The organism is Bacteroides sp. 4_1_36 (assembly GCF_003466325.1).
GTDB lineage: Bacteria > Bacteroidota > Bacteroidia > Bacteroidales > Bacteroidaceae > Bacteroides > Bacteroides uniformis.
Window position 1 is genome coordinate 67276 of sequence record NZ_QSOX01000019.1, and the last position, 15785, is coordinate 83060.

Annotated in this window: 12 protein-coding genes; 4 read left to right on the forward strand and 8 right to left on the reverse strand. The window is 45.4% G+C overall.

The window, feature by feature from the left end; translation table 11 throughout:
• Nucleotides 1–59: 59 nt before the first annotated feature.
• Both DXD65_RS16190 and DXD65_RS16195 read right to left on the reverse strand, forming a co-directional pair.
• Nucleotides 60–830: a BACON domain-containing protein gene (locus DXD65_RS16190; RefSeq protein WP_005830094.1), complete on the reverse strand. Its 771-nt coding sequence runs from the start codon at nucleotides 828–830 to the stop codon at nucleotides 60–62.
• Entirely contained in the window at nucleotides 817–2262 is a 1446-nt protein-coding gene (locus tag DXD65_RS16195; RefSeq protein ID WP_057097586.1) for a serine/threonine protein kinase, read from the reverse strand. Before DXD65_RS16195 ends, DXD65_RS16190 begins: the two co-directional genes overlap by 14 nt.
• 345 nt (nucleotides 2263–2607) lie before the next feature.
• Between DXD65_RS16195 and DXD65_RS16200 the strand changes: the two genes are divergently transcribed.
• Nucleotides 2608–4638, forward strand: coding sequence for a histidine kinase (locus DXD65_RS16200; RefSeq protein ID WP_117887792.1), 2031 nt, complete (start codon nucleotides 2608–2610; stop codon nucleotides 4636–4638).
• 132 nt (nucleotides 4639–4770) lie between these two features.
• On the forward strand, nucleotides 4771–5523 hold the full coding sequence (locus tag DXD65_RS16205; RefSeq protein WP_005833286.1) for a LytR/AlgR family response regulator transcription factor: 753 nt from the start codon (nucleotides 4771–4773) through the stop codon (nucleotides 5521–5523).
• 138 nt (nucleotides 5524–5661) lie between these two features.
• On the opposite strand, the gene DXD65_RS16210 is transcribed toward DXD65_RS16205, so the two are convergent.
• From DXD65_RS16210 to hemW, 6 genes are all read right to left on the reverse strand, one after another.
• A complete protein-coding gene (locus DXD65_RS16210) occupies nucleotides 5662–6015 on the reverse strand; it encodes a hypothetical protein (protein ID WP_005830102.1) in 354 nt (117 codons plus the stop codon).
• Nucleotides 6016–6306: 291 nt separating this feature from the next.
• Nucleotides 6307–7440, reverse strand: a complete 1134-nt coding sequence (locus tag DXD65_RS16215; protein WP_117887793.1) for a DUF4249 domain-containing protein — start codon at nucleotides 7438–7440, stop codon at nucleotides 6307–6309.
• 12 nt (nucleotides 7441–7452) lie between these two features.
• Nucleotides 7453–10182: a TonB-dependent receptor domain-containing protein gene (locus DXD65_RS16220; RefSeq protein ID WP_233555728.1), complete on the reverse strand. Its 2730-nt coding sequence runs from the start codon at nucleotides 10180–10182 to the stop codon at nucleotides 7453–7455.
• A gap of 2 nt (nucleotides 10183–10184) precedes the next feature.
• Nucleotides 10185–10703 carry a DUF4974 domain-containing protein gene (locus tag DXD65_RS16225; RefSeq protein ID WP_005830106.1) on the reverse strand — a complete coding sequence of 173 codons (519 nt, stop codon included), beginning with the start codon at nucleotides 10701–10703 and terminating at the stop codon, nucleotides 10185–10187.
• A gap of 286 nt (nucleotides 10704–10989) precedes the next feature.
• Entirely contained in the window at nucleotides 10990–11535 is a 546-nt protein-coding gene (locus tag DXD65_RS16230; RefSeq protein WP_117887794.1) for an RNA polymerase sigma-70 factor, read from the reverse strand.
• A 20-nt stretch (nucleotides 11536–11555) separates the two neighbouring features.
• Nucleotides 11556–12686 carry a radical SAM family heme chaperone HemW gene (gene hemW / locus DXD65_RS16235; protein ID WP_117887795.1) on the reverse strand — a complete coding sequence of 377 codons (1131 nt, stop codon included), beginning with the start codon at nucleotides 12684–12686 and terminating at the stop codon, nucleotides 11556–11558.
• Between the two features lie 505 nt (nucleotides 12687–13191).
• Here hemW and DXD65_RS16240 point away from each other — a divergent pair.
• Entirely contained in the window at nucleotides 13192–14445 is a 1254-nt protein-coding gene (locus DXD65_RS16240; RefSeq protein WP_005830116.1) for a DUF2264 domain-containing protein, read from the forward strand.
• Nucleotides 14438–15769, forward strand: a complete 1332-nt coding sequence (locus DXD65_RS16245; RefSeq protein ID WP_022401394.1) for a BNR repeat-containing protein — start codon at nucleotides 14438–14440, stop codon at nucleotides 15767–15769. The genes DXD65_RS16240 and DXD65_RS16245 overlap by 8 nt, the downstream gene beginning before the upstream one ends.
• The last annotated feature ends 16 nt before the right edge of the window (nucleotides 15770–15785 follow it).

Below are 15785 nucleotides of genomic sequence, written 5' to 3' on the forward strand. Positions count from 1 at the left end.
AATAATGGAATTACTTTGTATAAATCAGAGTTTCTCACCATTGTCGGTTTACCATGAATTTAGAATAGACCTCCCTTTTTCTGGGAAAGAATAATTGAAGATATTTTTCCTCCTTTGCTTTTAACTATGAGAGTTCCTTCTCTGGCCTTCTTGGTTTTTCCCACTTTTAGAATGAGTTTGCCACGGTCTTTTGCTATAGCTTCACACCATTCAGGAATATCTGCAACTTCCCATTCGGCATTGGAGTCTACTTGCAGTTCCTTAATTTCTCCTTTGGAGCCGAATTCCAATTTATCTAATGCGATATTGATGAATTCTTCTTGGCCACCTTGGGTAACACTGACCGTAGCTTTCATCTTTTCATTACTGATTGTAATGGTGGCTTTACGTTCGGTAGTCAGCCAATTGGTCTGGCAGCTTATGGAGAGTTTCTTCTCACCGGGAGTCACTTGACACCAGTCTGCATCTGATATTGCAGTCCATTGTTCTGGAAGACTTTCTATTTTTATACTTTCTGCAGTCTTTGTCTCACACCCAAATTCCAGGCTTTTTCTGTCTATGGTAAGTCTGGTGATTTCGGCAGGAGGCGCTGGCTTGGGAGCAGGATTTATTTTTTCCTCACACTCTTTGATTTTATTTTTGCATGCTTGCTCCAGATTGCTGTCGCATTTCATGGCTGCTTTAAAACTTTTAATAGCGTCTCTGTATCTTCCTCTTTTCATGTATGTCTCTCCCTTTTGATAGATGGAGGCGCATTGCCCCCATATACTTATTGGCATAGAGAGAGCGAACGCTAAAACAATCAGTCTGATAAGTTTATTCATTTTCATTGTTGTCTATGTTTATATATGGTTCTATTTTTTTTGCACGGTCTTCAAAAGCCTGGGCTGCTACGGCTTGGTCAAGGTCTTTCATGATATTTGCCTTTTCTTTAAAAACATGATAGGCAGAATCCAGTATGGCCTCTACTTGCTGTTTCAGTTCTGTTGCATTTAAGTATATTTTCGCGGAGATGGAATCTTTGTAGTAATTTATTTGGCGGTATTTGCCAATGGCATTTATGTAAAAATCCTCAAATACGGAATCATTGTTTTGCTTTAAAGTGTCAATGTCAAATCGGAAAACATCTCCTTGTATTTTAGAGTTTTCGCCTTCTTGAATGATTGACAGACACATTTTGTCGTAATCAATCGTTGGAGTCGGTTCCGGTATGGATTCCACTACTGGTTCTTTGCCGCTTATTAGCGAAAAGATGATGACAATTGTTGCGAATATAGCTGTGATTGCTGCTACGACTATAACTTTTTTGCGTTTCCCTTTGTCTTGATAGGGTGACATCTTATTTATGTCAGAAGAGTGTGCGCTAATGGAATCCTCATGGGTTTTGTCCTCTTCCTCTTGCAAAGTATCATGGCTGTTGTTTGACAGGCTAAAGGGGACGGGACTTCCATTGATATGTTGGGAAGTGTAGTCTGCAATTTGTCTGGCTGTGGGTCTGTCCCATGGATTTAAGGCAAGGCACTTGTAAATGATATCCTTTAATTCTTGAGAAAAGTCTTCGTTGATAAGTGGAATGTCTGCACCGTTTTTTTGCAATACGCCTCCATGATCGCCATAGGGCGGCATACCGGTTAGAAGCTCATACATTGTTGCTCCCAATGACCAAATGTCACTAGCCATAATAGGGGCGGGAGATGGACCAAAACGTTCTGGTCCCATATAGGCCAAAGTTCCTCCACTGGATTCTTGGCCTTGGTTCCTGCGTAATGTACTTCTAATCCGTGCGCTGATTCCGAAATCCGTAATCATATACCTATTCTCATCATTAATCAGAATATTATCGGGTTTTATATCCTGATGGATAACCGGGGGAGTTTTTGCATGAAGATAAGCCAGTCCCTCTGCAACATCATGGAGCAAATGCCAGCTTTCCGTTTCTGTTATCCGGTTGTTGTCAGTAAGGTATTGGAAGGCCGAACCGTTTTTGCAAAAAGGCAAAATCAGGTATGGCATCCGTTCCCAGCAGTCATAATAAGTAGGATGCAGTAAATTGGTATGATTCATATCAAATACGAGGGAGAACTCTTGTGTGAAAAGGGATATCCCCGCATCGTCAAGCCCCATCCCTGGAGCATATATTTTTATGGCGACCTTAACATCCGTAAGTTTGTCTTGTGCCAGCCAAACTTCAGAAAATCCTCCTCTTCCTAGTTGTTTGAGTAGCTCGTATCTATCTGCTATGATTTGTCCACTGTCTAACATAGAACTTATAAATTATGTAAAAGAACTGTTTTCTTTTGGAAACAGCCTTTCTTTGTGTGATTGTATTATTTTGTTTGATTGAGTATATTCGCAATTCTTTATCCACAAAGTAATTAATAAAAATGTAAATAAGAAAATGAGAAAAAGTTTGAAATGTACTAAAATGTTGTTTCAATGGTTTATGTAGCTAAATATTGTACTATGATGTGATTTTTTGTTTCGTTTTAATAAAGCGGTAGCGTATGCTCTTTTGTGGTTGAGAAATACACCTTATGCTTGACGGTATTTCGCAAAAATATTTTAAGTTTGCAGATGTATTGAATAAATAATCTAATTACGAGAAACATGGGAGAGAGGATGGATAAGCGAATTCGATTTTATATTTATTGGATATTAGGGTTTGTGCTTCTAGGAGCTTGTGCGCCCGGAGATAAAGAGGACGTATACACAGAAATGAGAGCTTTTGAGGATTTTTCCCATATAAATGGAGATTCTGTGGCCATTGTGCCCCGAAAGGTAAGGCTGAAGGCTTTTCAAAAGATGGAAGAGGCAAAGGATAGCTTGGTCAAGTATAATTATCTGGCAATGACACTGAAAACATATTTGATTACTTCACAGCTTGATTCGGCACAAATCGTAATCCAGCAGATACATGACTTTATAGAAAGGCAGCATAGTTCTTCTCAAATGGCAGATTTGGAGTCTGAATGTTTCAATATGAAGGGAAATATCTTTGCACGTGTTGGGAATATGGATTCTGCCGAAATTTGTTTCCGGAAGGCTTATGAATTACGGATGAGAGGGACTAGGATTGAAGTGGTGCCGGATATTTTGATGAATCTTGCTGATGCGAATAACCGTTTAGGAAAATTGGATATAGGGGCAGCTTGGTATAGGAGAGCTTTATTGATGTGCGACTCTTTGCATATAGCTTCTACCAAGAAACCTCCCATTTATTATGGTTTGGCACAAGTATATGTTACCATGCGTGATTTTGAACAGTGTGATTACTATTATAATCTGGCAGGAGAAAGCTATGACAGTATGCTACCTTATGAAAAATATATTTATTTGAATAATAGAGGGACTTCTTACTATTATAGGGAGGATTACCAGACAGCGATAAAATATTTCCAAAAGGTTATTGATTTAGTCGAAGGATATGCTGATATGAGTTTTGAACTTAATCTGGGGAGGTTGAATTTAGGAGACTGTTATCTTCAACTGAATAAGGTTGATTTGGCTGTTAAATATATAAATGAATGCCAACTTTTTTTTGAGGAAATGGGGGTGAGTACTGCACTATATTATATCGATACGCAGAAAATAGAATTGGCTCTGCTTCAGAAAGACTTTCAAGAGGCACGTCGTTTATTGTCCGAGAGTGTAGTCCCTCCGGGCATCGACCCTGATATGGTACATATCCGTAATAAATACCTTCAGCAGTTTTACGAGGAAACCGGCAACTACAAGAGGGCTTATCACTATCTGCAGAGGAACAACCTGCTTGATGATTCTATCAGGAATGAGCGTGTCCGGATGCGTACGGCAGACTTGACTTTGCGTTATCAGCAGGATTCTACCTTGATGGCACATCGGGTTTTGCTTCAGGAGCAGAAAAACGAGGTGCTGGTGCTGAGGCAGACACAGTTTGTCGTGTTTGCTGTAGCTGTTGTATCTATATTGACGGCGGTTTTCCTTTATCTGTACAGCAAAAAGAAACGTGCTTTGTTGCTTGCACGGAATCATCGCACAGTCTCTACACTTCGTCTGGAGAATATCCGTAACCGCTTGTCCCCTCATTTCATCTTCAATATGCTGAACCGGGAGATGGCGGAGCGGAATGTGGAAGAAAAGCAAGAGCTTTCGTCGCTGGTAAAACTGATGCGTCGCAATCTGGAATTGGCGGAACAACTGTGTGTAACCTTGGCAGAGGAGCTGGATTTTGTGAAAACATATATTAATCTGGAACGCCGTTCTTTAGGTCCGGATTTTCATTCGGAACTGAAGATAGAAAAGGATGTGCAGCCGGAGCAAATAAGGATTCCGTCTATGATGATTCAAATTCCGGTTGAAAATGCAGTGAAGCATGCGTTGCGCGAGAAGGAAGGTGAACGTAATCTTTGGGTTTCGGTCTGCCGCCGGGGAAGCGGTATCTGTATAAAGATAACGGATAATGGTGGCGGTTATCGTCCGGACAGTCGGAACCGGGGCACGGGGACGGGAATGAAAGTCATTATGCAGACCATTCAGATTCTCAACAATAAGAACAAGGAGGCCATTGATGTTTCGGTGTACAATGTCTCTCTACAGAGTGGTGAGATGGGCTGTGAGGTGACTTTCTGGCTGCCTGACAACTACGATTACAGAATTTAAAAGAACCGTTTAATCTTATTTTTTGCAAGGATAGGCATATTTACAGACAAATAGTCCGTAAATGACCTTCTATTGCTTTGTATGGGAGTAGGATTATGTATATATTCGCGAGAAGAAAAACATAAAAGGAACATGGATAAATATAAGGTTGCAATAGTTGACGACGATGAGGTGGCTCTTGAGAATCTGAGTTTTGAATTGGGAAAGGATGCACGCTTCTTTTTGAAAGGAACTGCCCGTAATGGTAAACAAGGGAAAAAACTCATTGCCAAGGTACAGCCGGATTTGTTGTTCTTGGATGTGGAATTGCCGGACATGACTGGAATGGAATTACTGCAGGAAATACGTGACAGTGTTTCGTGGAATATGCGGATTGTTTTCTATACGGCTTATGATAAGTACATGATTCAGGCTATCCGGGAGGCTGCGTTCGACTATCTGCTGAAACCTTTTGAAGAGCAGGAGTTGCGGGATATTCTTGCGCGTTTTGTAGAGCAGGCAGAGGCTGGGCAGAGAATGTCATATCCCATTGGTGCACCGTTGCATACCGGACAGACATTTATCGTATTTACGCCAACTAATGATATGCGTGCGTTGCGTCCGGCTGAAATCGGCTTTTTTCGCTATTGTTCCGAGCGTAAACAATGGGAGGTGATACTAAACAACCAGCCGCCGTTGGTGTTGCGTCGCGGAATGACTGCTGAGCAGATTACTCAATATTCATCCAGTTTCGTGCAGATACATCAATCGTATATTATCAATATTGATTATCTGATGATTATAAAGGATAGCAAATGCATGCTTTATCCACCATTTGACAAAGTGACGGAACTGCTGGTTTCCAGAAAGTATAAGAAAGAGCTGCAAGACAGATTCTGCTTGTAAAGTGATAAGAATTATTTGGTTAGGGAGTTGACGCCGCAGGTTTTGGTGGCGTTGACGTAAAGAAAAGGCATTGAACCTCTAAAGTCCAATGCCTTTTTATTTATCAAATACTATTTTCGTATTTATCAGAAGCGAAGTTTATTTCACTTCGATACCTTTGTTCTGCAGTGTGACGTTCAATACTCTGGCATAATCAGCATACTGCTTTTCATTCAGAGTCTTTTTCATCAACTTCAGATTACCATAAACTGCATTACGGAGTAACTTCTCCTGATTCTTCTTGGAATTTGTAGCGCGTTCCATCTGTTCTGTAAAATATTCGCAGATGTTTGCCACTTCTTCATGCTGGTTGGAATCCAGATTCAAATACTTGCTCAACTTTGTTATGTTGATATTACCTTCCCATTTTGCAGTTGTAGGTTGGTTTCCTGCTGCAAATGTTGTAGCAGTCAGGCAGACTGCTGCCACTAATGTTAATCCTAAACGTTTCATAATACCTACTTTTTAATTGTTATTCCTAAAAACTAATCTCAATCTAATACCTATTGAAAACTCTCTAAGCGCTTAGCTTTTTCTTTTTACCTATGCAAATATAGGTATATGTTTTATAACACAAAAATGAATACGTAAAAAAGTGTAGTTTATACCTTCATTTCTTGACTTAAATCAATTTTGTAGTGTGAAAATGCTTTATTTGGATGCTTTTTGTAATACGAATGTAATGTAGGTTAAATGAAATTCAGTTTATTGTAATGGATAAAAGGATTTTTATTAGTCAAAATGTTATTGCCAAACAGTTTCGGGCAATTCTATGATTACTCTGCTTTCAGAGCAGACTCCCACAAAGCCTAATCCACCTATGACGTTGCAAGGCAGACTGATAGGTTCCATTAAAGTATTGTCGTAATCCCCATCATCCAGGCAGTTTAAGGCTTTCAGGTAGCGGTATTCGGCTTCAGTGATACTAAGCAGCCGTACGGTGATGGTTTGTTTGCGGGATATATGGTCGTAGTAGTGTCCCTCTACCGGATAATATTCTTGGTAGAGAGGGGTATATACTTTTAATGTGGCATACGAATCACGGAAAGTGTTATCATTGAATATGTTGTATTTGTTATTTATGGTGGGAAACAATTCATTTTCTTCATCATCATAGTTGCCAGGGTGGCCGTCAGTCAGTATAACATCTTCCCGGTTGATGATTTCGTTCTGTCGGGGAGCAAGGATGGTAGTGTCTCTGGGTATGGAGGCCCAATGCCAAGAGCCGTCCTCGTCTTCCACTTTGATGAGGCTGCCGTTTTCATCTTCCAGGTATTCTTTCCATTTGCAATAGTAACTACGGTCATTCCAAATGTCCAGCCGGTAGTAGTTCTTCTCGTTGGGGCGGTCTTGCAATGTAATTTTGTATTGGCGGTAAAGGGTTTGTCCGCTGTACTCGCGCAGGTAGGCCAAGCAAGTGTCCACGTGCAGGCTCTCTATCGGTTGCGGCACGGTGACTTCGGCACTGGCATGGTATTTTCCGTTTTCGGCAGTGGCTTCTAGGCGTATGTTGTCGCCGGGATGCAAAGGGGTGTTGAGGCGAAACAGCTTATACAAGATAGCATCGTATACAAAGATGGCGTCTTCCGGATAATTTTCCGGTGGACCGAAGATTTCCTCCGGTGTCAGTGCTTGAGGAGTTTCAGCAATGCGGTTATTGATAAACAAGGTCAGTGTAGCTTCGTTCAAACGTACTATGCTGCTGCCCTTGCTCAAGTGCAGAAAGACTTCATTAACGTCTTTTCCTGTATCCAGTTGGGCATTCATGATGAGTAGCGGTTGTTGGTTGTCTGGATTGTAAGGAATTTCATTTTCACATGATGCCAACAAGACAATAGCTACTATATATAATAGGTGTAATTTCATTTGGATCTTCATATGCTGATGTGTTTAAAATCTGTAAGTATAGGTAACTGAAGGGATGCAGGGCAGGATGGTCAGTTTTTTGATACTGATTTTCCCTTCCTCTTTATGTTCTATGAATCCTCCATTACCATCCGGTTGGTATAGATAACTGCTTTTCTTGTATTTGCTGTAAACGATGTTCGGATTCATGGCATTGTATGCATTGTAGATACTGATATTCCAGGTGCGTATGCCATGTTTGGTTTTTTTGTTGAAGTTAACACCTAGGTTCAAACGATGGCTGGCAGGCAGGCGATAGTTGTTGCGTCCGGAGATGTAGCCGGTCTCTTCGATGACTCCATCGGGGCTGACGATAATAGTAGCCTTTTCGGGGATAGTGATACATCCACCGGTATTGAATATCCAGGAAGCTCCTGCATCAATGCGGTCACTGAACTTATGGCTGAGATTGAGGCTGATGCTGTGGCGGCGGTCATATTTGTAGGGGAACCATCGGCCTTGGTTGATGGTACCGTTCTTAAAACGGTGATCGGTCTTGGATAGGGTATATGCCAGCCAGCCGGTAGTCTTACCCAATGTTTTCTGTACCATCAGTTCCAGACCGAAGGAGCGGCCTTCGCCCATTTCCACTTTTTCTTCCCAGTTGGTAGAGGTGCCGAAGAAGGATACACCGTCTTGATATTCAAGTATGTGTTTCATCTGTTTATAATATCCCTCGACGGAGAACTCCCAACCCGGCAGTCCGGAATAGTAGCCTCCTATGGAGAACTGGTTGGCATACATCGGACTGATGTCTTTGGTAATGGGTACCCAGAGGTCGGTAGGCATAGACAGCGGAGTAGAGGACAGCAGATGCACATACTGTGCCATGCACGTATAGGATGCTTTGGCAGAATATCCTTGTCCGAGGTCATAGCGGGCGGAAAGGCGGGGCTGCAGCGAATAGTAGCTTTTCCCTTGTGTGTGGAACAGCGATGTGCGTACACCTGCATTCAGACTGAGCCTGGCGTTTACATTGAAATTGTCTTCGGCGTAAAGGGAGATTTCTTGTCCGCGCATGGCATGGCTGTTGCTGGTATTGTAAACCGTATCTTCCTGGAGGGCGCCATTATCTATATCTTGTATTTTCGAGGTAGCTATTCCCGGACGGAACGTATGGTGGATGTACTCTGCACCGAACTTGATGTGGTGCTGCGGCATGGGGGTGTAGTCAAAGTCCATACGCGCACTCCAGTCACGGATACCGGAGTTGAACTTGGAGGAGTAATAGTATCTGTCTTGTACTTTATTGGCGACAGTATAGGTATCTTCCATGTTTCCGTCCAGCCCCATCTCATATTTGTTGTATGAGACGGTGGTGTTGCAAAACAGCTTGCTGTTGAATACATAGTTCCAGCGGCCGTAGGCGATGGTGTTTCCCCAATTCAGATGGCTGTTGTCCTTGGAATAATTCTTAATGCTGTTGTCGTAATTGTCACCGTGGTAGTAACTGTCATAATGATAGTGGTCTTTCCCCTTGTAGAAACTGAGGAAGATGCGGCTACGGTCGCTGAACTTATGATTGACCTTTGCATTGACGTCGTAAAAATAGTAGTTGTATTTGTCGGAATAGGTGTCGTCTTTGTCTACAATGAGATTTTTGAAGAATAGGGTGGGGATGGCTCGTGCGCTGAAACTGAAGGAGGTCCGTTCTTTCCAGATAGGGCCTTCGATATGCAGTTTGTCCGTCAGCAGGCCTATGCTGAATGCGCCGTGGTATTTATGCATGTCCCCGTCGTTGGTCCGTACATCTACTATAGACGAAAGACGCCCGCCGTAGCGGGCAGGAAAAGAACTTTTGAAGAGTGTGGTGTTCTTTACCGCCTCGGGCGTAAAGATGGAGAATACTCCCAGCAGGTGGTCTGCGTTGTAAACTGGAATTCCGTCCAGCATAACCAGGTTCTGGTCGGGACCTCCCCCTCGCACATACATGCCGGCAAAACCTTCCATGCCGGCTTGCACGCCCGGCATCAGCTGAATGGTCTTCAGCAGGTCGGCTTCTCCCAATATGGACGGGGTATGCCTGATTTGTGTCATCGGTATCTCATGCGCTCCCATGGCTGTGCTTTCTATGCCGGCCTCCCGCTTGTCCGAGAGCACCACGACCTCTGCCAGCTGGTTATTGCTGTCCAGCCTGACGTTGAGTAAGGTGTCTTTCGTCAGTTCGAACCGGCTATGCCGGCTTTCGTAGCCCAGGTAGGAGAAAACCAGTTCCGTTTCCCCTTCCGGCAGGGTGAGGGAATAGAAACCGAAAGGATTGGTGGCAGTACCTGTGGAACGACGACTCTCAAGGATATTGGCACCAATCAGCGTCTCGGAAGACGCTCCGTCGGTCACGTATCCGCTGATGGTGAACTTACGGCTAACGGGTTTCTGCGGCACGGGTCGCTTATGGAGTAGAATGTGCTTTCCGGATATTTCGAACGTGATGGGTTCGTTTTCAAAGGCACGTTGTAATATCTCACTGATGTTCTTTTGTTTCATCTCCAGTGTGATGCGGTGCGTGAGCTTTACTTCTTCCCCATAGATGAAGGAGAATCCGGTTGCATTTTCCAGTTGCTTCACGAAACTCTCTAAAGTTGCGTTACGGATATTCAGGTTTATACGTGTTTCCTTGTTTTGTGCCTGTGCATGGAGTGAGGCGCTTAAAAGAACCACACACATCAGAAGTACGGTTCTGATGCGGTGGTGCGAACAGATAGTAGAGCTGGTCATTGTCAGTTAAGTTTAGTAGTAAGGATAATAGTGTTGTTTTCTTTTTTATAGGTAAAGTTGCCGGCGTCCTTCAGTAGGTCGAGGATTTCTGTAAGACTCTCCCCTTCGCGGAAGGTAGCTGTCATATGATAGTTCTTCAGGCTGTCTCCTTCGATACGTATATCGGTACGGAACGTTTCGGAAAGTTGACGGACGATTTCCTGCAAGGGTTGCTGATCGAATGTCAGTACGCTATGGATTACTTGGGTTTCCTCGGTAGTATGTATGGCTTCTGTGGGAATGGCTTCCCGTTGTGGTGCTACGTATAAGAACTGATAGGCTGCCCAGCTCGTTACACAGAGCAGGACTACGGCTGCGGCACTGGCTGTACGCATCCAGAACCGCTTCATGCTGCGGCGCTTTAGCAAACGGCTTTCCAGCAGCCTCCAGCTGTTCTCTGCCGTAAAGCGTCCTCGTGGGGAACGGGTAGAAGCAACCAGTTTGTTCAGTACCTTGTCGAAATTCTCGTTATTCACTTTCATTTTTGGCAATTTATTAAGAGCCTATGACTCCTTTTCTGCATGTAAAGACAGCTCCTTTTCAGGAATTCCCTATGCCTATATCCTGAAATAATGTTAATCTAAAGCTCTTTGTCCGTGAAAGTCCGTCCTGCCTACGTGTGACTTCCTTGCTTCTCTGTTTCAATCAATAGGGAAAGTCTGCATGAGATGTGCATCTCATGTTGTGCGAGATGTGCATCTCATGCGGTTCGAGATGTGCATCTCATATATGCATACGGGGCTTCTTGCGAGGAAGATGAAGCAGAGTTCACTCCGTCAGCAATGCTTCCTTGAGTCTTGTGAGTGCTTTTTGCAGTTGCGCGTCTACTGTCTTTGTGCTGATGTTCAGCTCCTTCGCCACTTGTGCATAGCTTTGTTTCTCTTCGCGCAGACGGATGAATACTTCACGGCAACGCTCCGGCAGGCGGTCGAGCGCCTTGACATATCGGGCAAACAGTTCTTCGCTGATAAGAGTGTCTTCGGGAGAATCGGCCTGGCCGGAAAGTTCGGGAAGCTGTTCGGACGAGAGTGTAGGGTGTCGGTTCTCTTTTTCCAGGTAATTGAGGGAGGCGTTTTTGGTAAGGATAAAGCAGTAATCCTCTATGTTGTTCACTTCCGGCAACCGGGCGCGTTGTTCCCAAAGCTTCATGAAGACGTCGAGCACAATTTCTTGCGCCCACTCTTCGTACTTCACGAAATAGCAGGCAATACGGAACAAGCGGTCGTAGCACAGATTGTAGAAACTGTGAAAAGCCCGTTCCGAGTCTTCTTCCTTCATTTGGCGCAAGTAGCGTCTGACTTCTTGTTCGGTCATGCAGTCTCCCGGTTTTGTTGTTATTCAATGAACATCAGGTCACTTATTATACCGTCCGAAACAAAGATGCCTTCCCGGGTCAGGTGCAGGCGGTCTGCCTGCATCTCCAGTTTGTGGCTTTGGAGGTAGGGGGCTGCCATCTTCGTGCAATATTGGCGCAACTCTGTGCCGAAGGCTTCTTCCGTATATGTCAGGGAGACTCCCCACATGGTACGCAGGGAAGTCATGATGTATTCATTGTAACGGGTCACTTTATCCAGAATTTCTGTTTCGGAGGAACGGTGCCCCTCTTCAATGGACTTTATGTATCCTTCCAGAGAAGCTGTGTTCCATTCCCTTGTCTCCGCATTGAAGGAGTGGGCGGAAGGGCCGCAGCCCAAATACGGAATGCCTTTCCAGTAAGCAGTGTTGTGGCGTGAGTACATGCCGGGCTTGCAGAAGTTGGATATTTCGTAATGCTCATACCCCGCGGCTCCCAGGGTGTCCATGAGCGCCGAGAAGAAGCGCAGGCTACTCTCTTCGTCCACTTCGCTGATACGATGGCTCTGCAGCATTTCGTAGATGCGGGTGCCTTTTTCGTAAGTCAGATGATAAGCGGAGATATGCTCCACATCAAGGCCGACGGCTTGTTGCAGGTCGCGTTCCCACCGTTGGTCTGTTTCATCCGGTAGTCCATAGATGAGGTCGATGCTGATATTCCGGAAGCCGGCTTGGCGGAGGCGGTGTATGGCTGCGATGGCTTGCGCGGCATTGTGCCGGCGGTTCAACAGTTTCAGGGTGGGGGCGTCGAATGTCTGTATCCCCATGCTTATGCGGTTGAAGGGGAGGGTGCGCAGCATGGACACATATTCTTCCGTCAGGTCGTCGGGATTGGCCTCGAGGGTAATTTCTTCGGCATGTTCTGTTCCATACACCTCTTTGATAGTCCGGAATATCTGCTCGAAATCTTCGTGAGCGAGCTGTGAGGGAGTTCCTCCGCCAAAGTAGATGGTCTCTATCGGTTCTTCCTTCAGATAACCCTTGCGGGTTTTCAGTTCAGTGCACAAGGCACGGATGTACTGCTGCTTCAATTCGCTGCGAGTGGTGGAATAGAAATCGCAATAGATACAGCGTGTCTTGCAAAAAGGTATATGAATATAGATGCCTGCCATGGTATGCTTATGGATATTTGTTGCAAAAATAGTCTTTTGGCAGGAGAATATATCGGTTTTCGGGACATTTAATGTAATATGGAAGTAGTCAGTGTCTTGGTGGATATTCTCAGTTTTGTCTGTAATCCGGAAAAATAGAACATTTTTTGAGTCGTATGGAAATTCATTATTCCGAATAAACTCCTTTCCTTTGTTATCAGAAAAAGGAATGGGTGTCTATTAAAATAATGAGTAATATGTTTGAAGGACTTGACTTTTGGTTTGAACAGATTATAGCTTATTGCATTGCCCTCGTACTGGTGCAGTTCATGAAGAAACAAATATAGCGGCAAATACTTTATTCACTTCCGTCGTAGCACGGCTTAATCTTAGGCTTTTTCTTGTGATTTCTGAGCTTTTGGGGTACTAATGACCGATATTTACCCCTTTTTGAAACAATAGTGCCCCCGAAATTACCGGGAATGGGGTAATTTTGCAGTATTGAAAAACAAACTTAAATAATATCATGAGAAAAAGTAACTACTTATGGCTGCTGCTGGTGGCAGTTTTATTGCTGCCCGCTCAGGAAATGGCTGCCAAGAAGAAAAAAGAGAAGGAAGTGACAGACCGCGAACTTTGGGCCGGGGTGTTGTATCAAATGGCTGCTCCGGTACTGAGCAATATGAGTGAAGGGAAGCTCCAGGAAAATATGCAGGTGGAGCTTAGCCCCACTTGGGATGGACGCGACAAACGGGTGACCTATATGGAATGTTTCGGACGTCTGATGGCGGGGTTGGCACCCTGGCTCTCTTTGCCGGACGATGACACTGCCGAAGGCAAGCAGCGCAGGCAGCTCCGCGAGTGGGCATTGAAAAGTTATGCGCAGGCGGTAGACCCGGAAAGTCAGGATTACCTACTTTGGCGGAAAGAGGGACAGCCGCTGGTCGATGCCGCTTATGTTGCTGAAAGCTTCCTGCGAGGATACGATGCTTTGTGGGTGCCTCTGGATAGTTTGACTAAACGGCGTTACATTGAAGAGTTCACCCAGTTGCGCCGTGTGGACCCTCCTTATACCAACTGGCTGCTGTTCTCGTCTACGGTAGAATGTTTCCTGCGCAAGGCTGGTGCCAAGAGTGATGCTTACCGTATTGTCTCCGCTCTGCGCAAGGTGGAAGAGTGGTATGTAGGTGACGGCTTCTATAGCGACGGACCGGGATTTGCCTTTGACTATTACAACAGCTTCGTACTCCATCCCATGTATGTGGAGTGTCTGGAAGTCTTTACGAACAGTGGAAAAAATAAGATATGGAATGCGCCGGATTGCAATTTCCAGCGTGCCCAGAAGCGCATGCAGCGTTTCGGCATGATTCTGGAACGTTTCATCTCTCCCGAGGGGGCCTTCCCCGTATTCGGGCGTTCCATTACCTACCGCACCGGTACCCTCCAACCATTGGCTTTGTTGGCATGGCGTGGATGGTTGCCCAAGGAATTGTCGAACGGACAGGTACGTGCTGCCATGACAGCTGTCATCAACCGTATGTTCGGTGACAACCGGAACTTCAACGAGAAAGGTTTTCTGACATTGGGATTCAATGGTTCCCAGCCTCATATCTCCGACTGGTATACTAACAACGGCAGCCTTTACATGGCTTCCCTGGCATTCTTGCCCCTGGGTTTGCCCGCCGACCATCCGTTCTGGACAGATGCTCCGCAGGCATGGACCTCGAAAAAGGCGTGGGGTGGTGAAGAATTCCCCAAAGACCATGCCTATTATGAGTAAGACTGATTCATTTTTTATAGTATTTATATTAATTGTTTGGGGGATTGGTGGATTTCCGGTGGCACTCTGTGCGCAGGGTGCTGCCGGTGTCCTTCCCGAAACGCATCTGGTGGAAGTGGGGAAAGGATACAGCCAGACTTCCGTCAACACCGCCGTATTCCGTAATAATTCGCTGGTGACGCAAGGTGACGAGCAATACATCAGTTACTATGATGCGGAAGGGTTCCTGACTCTTGGAAAACGGAACCTCCATGCCGGACAGTGGACACTGCACCGTACACAGTATAAAGGGAATGTGAAGGATGCCCATAACGTCATCAGCATGATGCTGGACGGTGACGGGTATATTCATGTAGCCTTCGACCATCACGGACAGCCCTTGAACTACTGTCGCAGCATTGCACCCCATTCGCTGGAATTGGGTGAGAAGGAGCCCATGACGGGCGTGGATGAAGGCAATGTAACCTATCCGGAGTTTTATCTGCTGTCCGGAGGCGACCTGCTGTTTGCATACCGTTCCGGTTCTTCCGGCCGAGGCAACCTGGTGATGAACCGCTATTCCTTGAAGGAGAAGAAATGGAGCCGTGTGCAGGATGTACTGATTGATGGCGAGAACAAGCGCAATGCTTACTGGCAGCTATATGTAGATGAGCTTGGAACCATCCATCTGTCGTGGGTCTGGCGCGAGACTTGGCATGTGGAAACCAACCATGACCTATGCTACGCCCGTTCCTTTGACAATGGCGTAACATGGTATAAGGCAAATGGCAAGAAATATGATTTGCCCATCCGTCTGGGTAATGCAGAGTATGCCTGCCGCATTCCTCAGAATTCGGAACTGATAAACCAGACCAGCATGAGTGCCGATGCAGGCGGCAATCCGTACATTGCTTCCTATTGGCGCGACCCGGACAGCGACGTCCCGCAATACCGGATTGTCTGGCATGACGGGCAGATGTGGCACAGCCGCCAGGTCTCCGGGCGTACCACTCCGTTTTCCCTGAAAGGTGGAGGCACGAAGATGATTCCGATGGCCCGTCCGCGCATCGTAGTAGATGGCGGGGGGATATTTTATGTATTCAGGGATGAAGAACGGGGGAGCAAAGTCTCTTTGGCGCACGCTACGGATGTGGCAAACAGTAAGTGGAGCATCAGCGATTTGACCGACTTCACTGTCGGTGCCTGGGAACCGTCTCATGACACGGAATTGTGGAAGAGCAGGAAGCGGCTGCATCTATTTGTGCAGCATGCCAAGCAAGGAGACGGAGAGCGGGTTGTGGAGTTTGCACCGCAATCGGTATATGTATTGGAAGTAATAAGATAAAAGAACAGTATTAGTA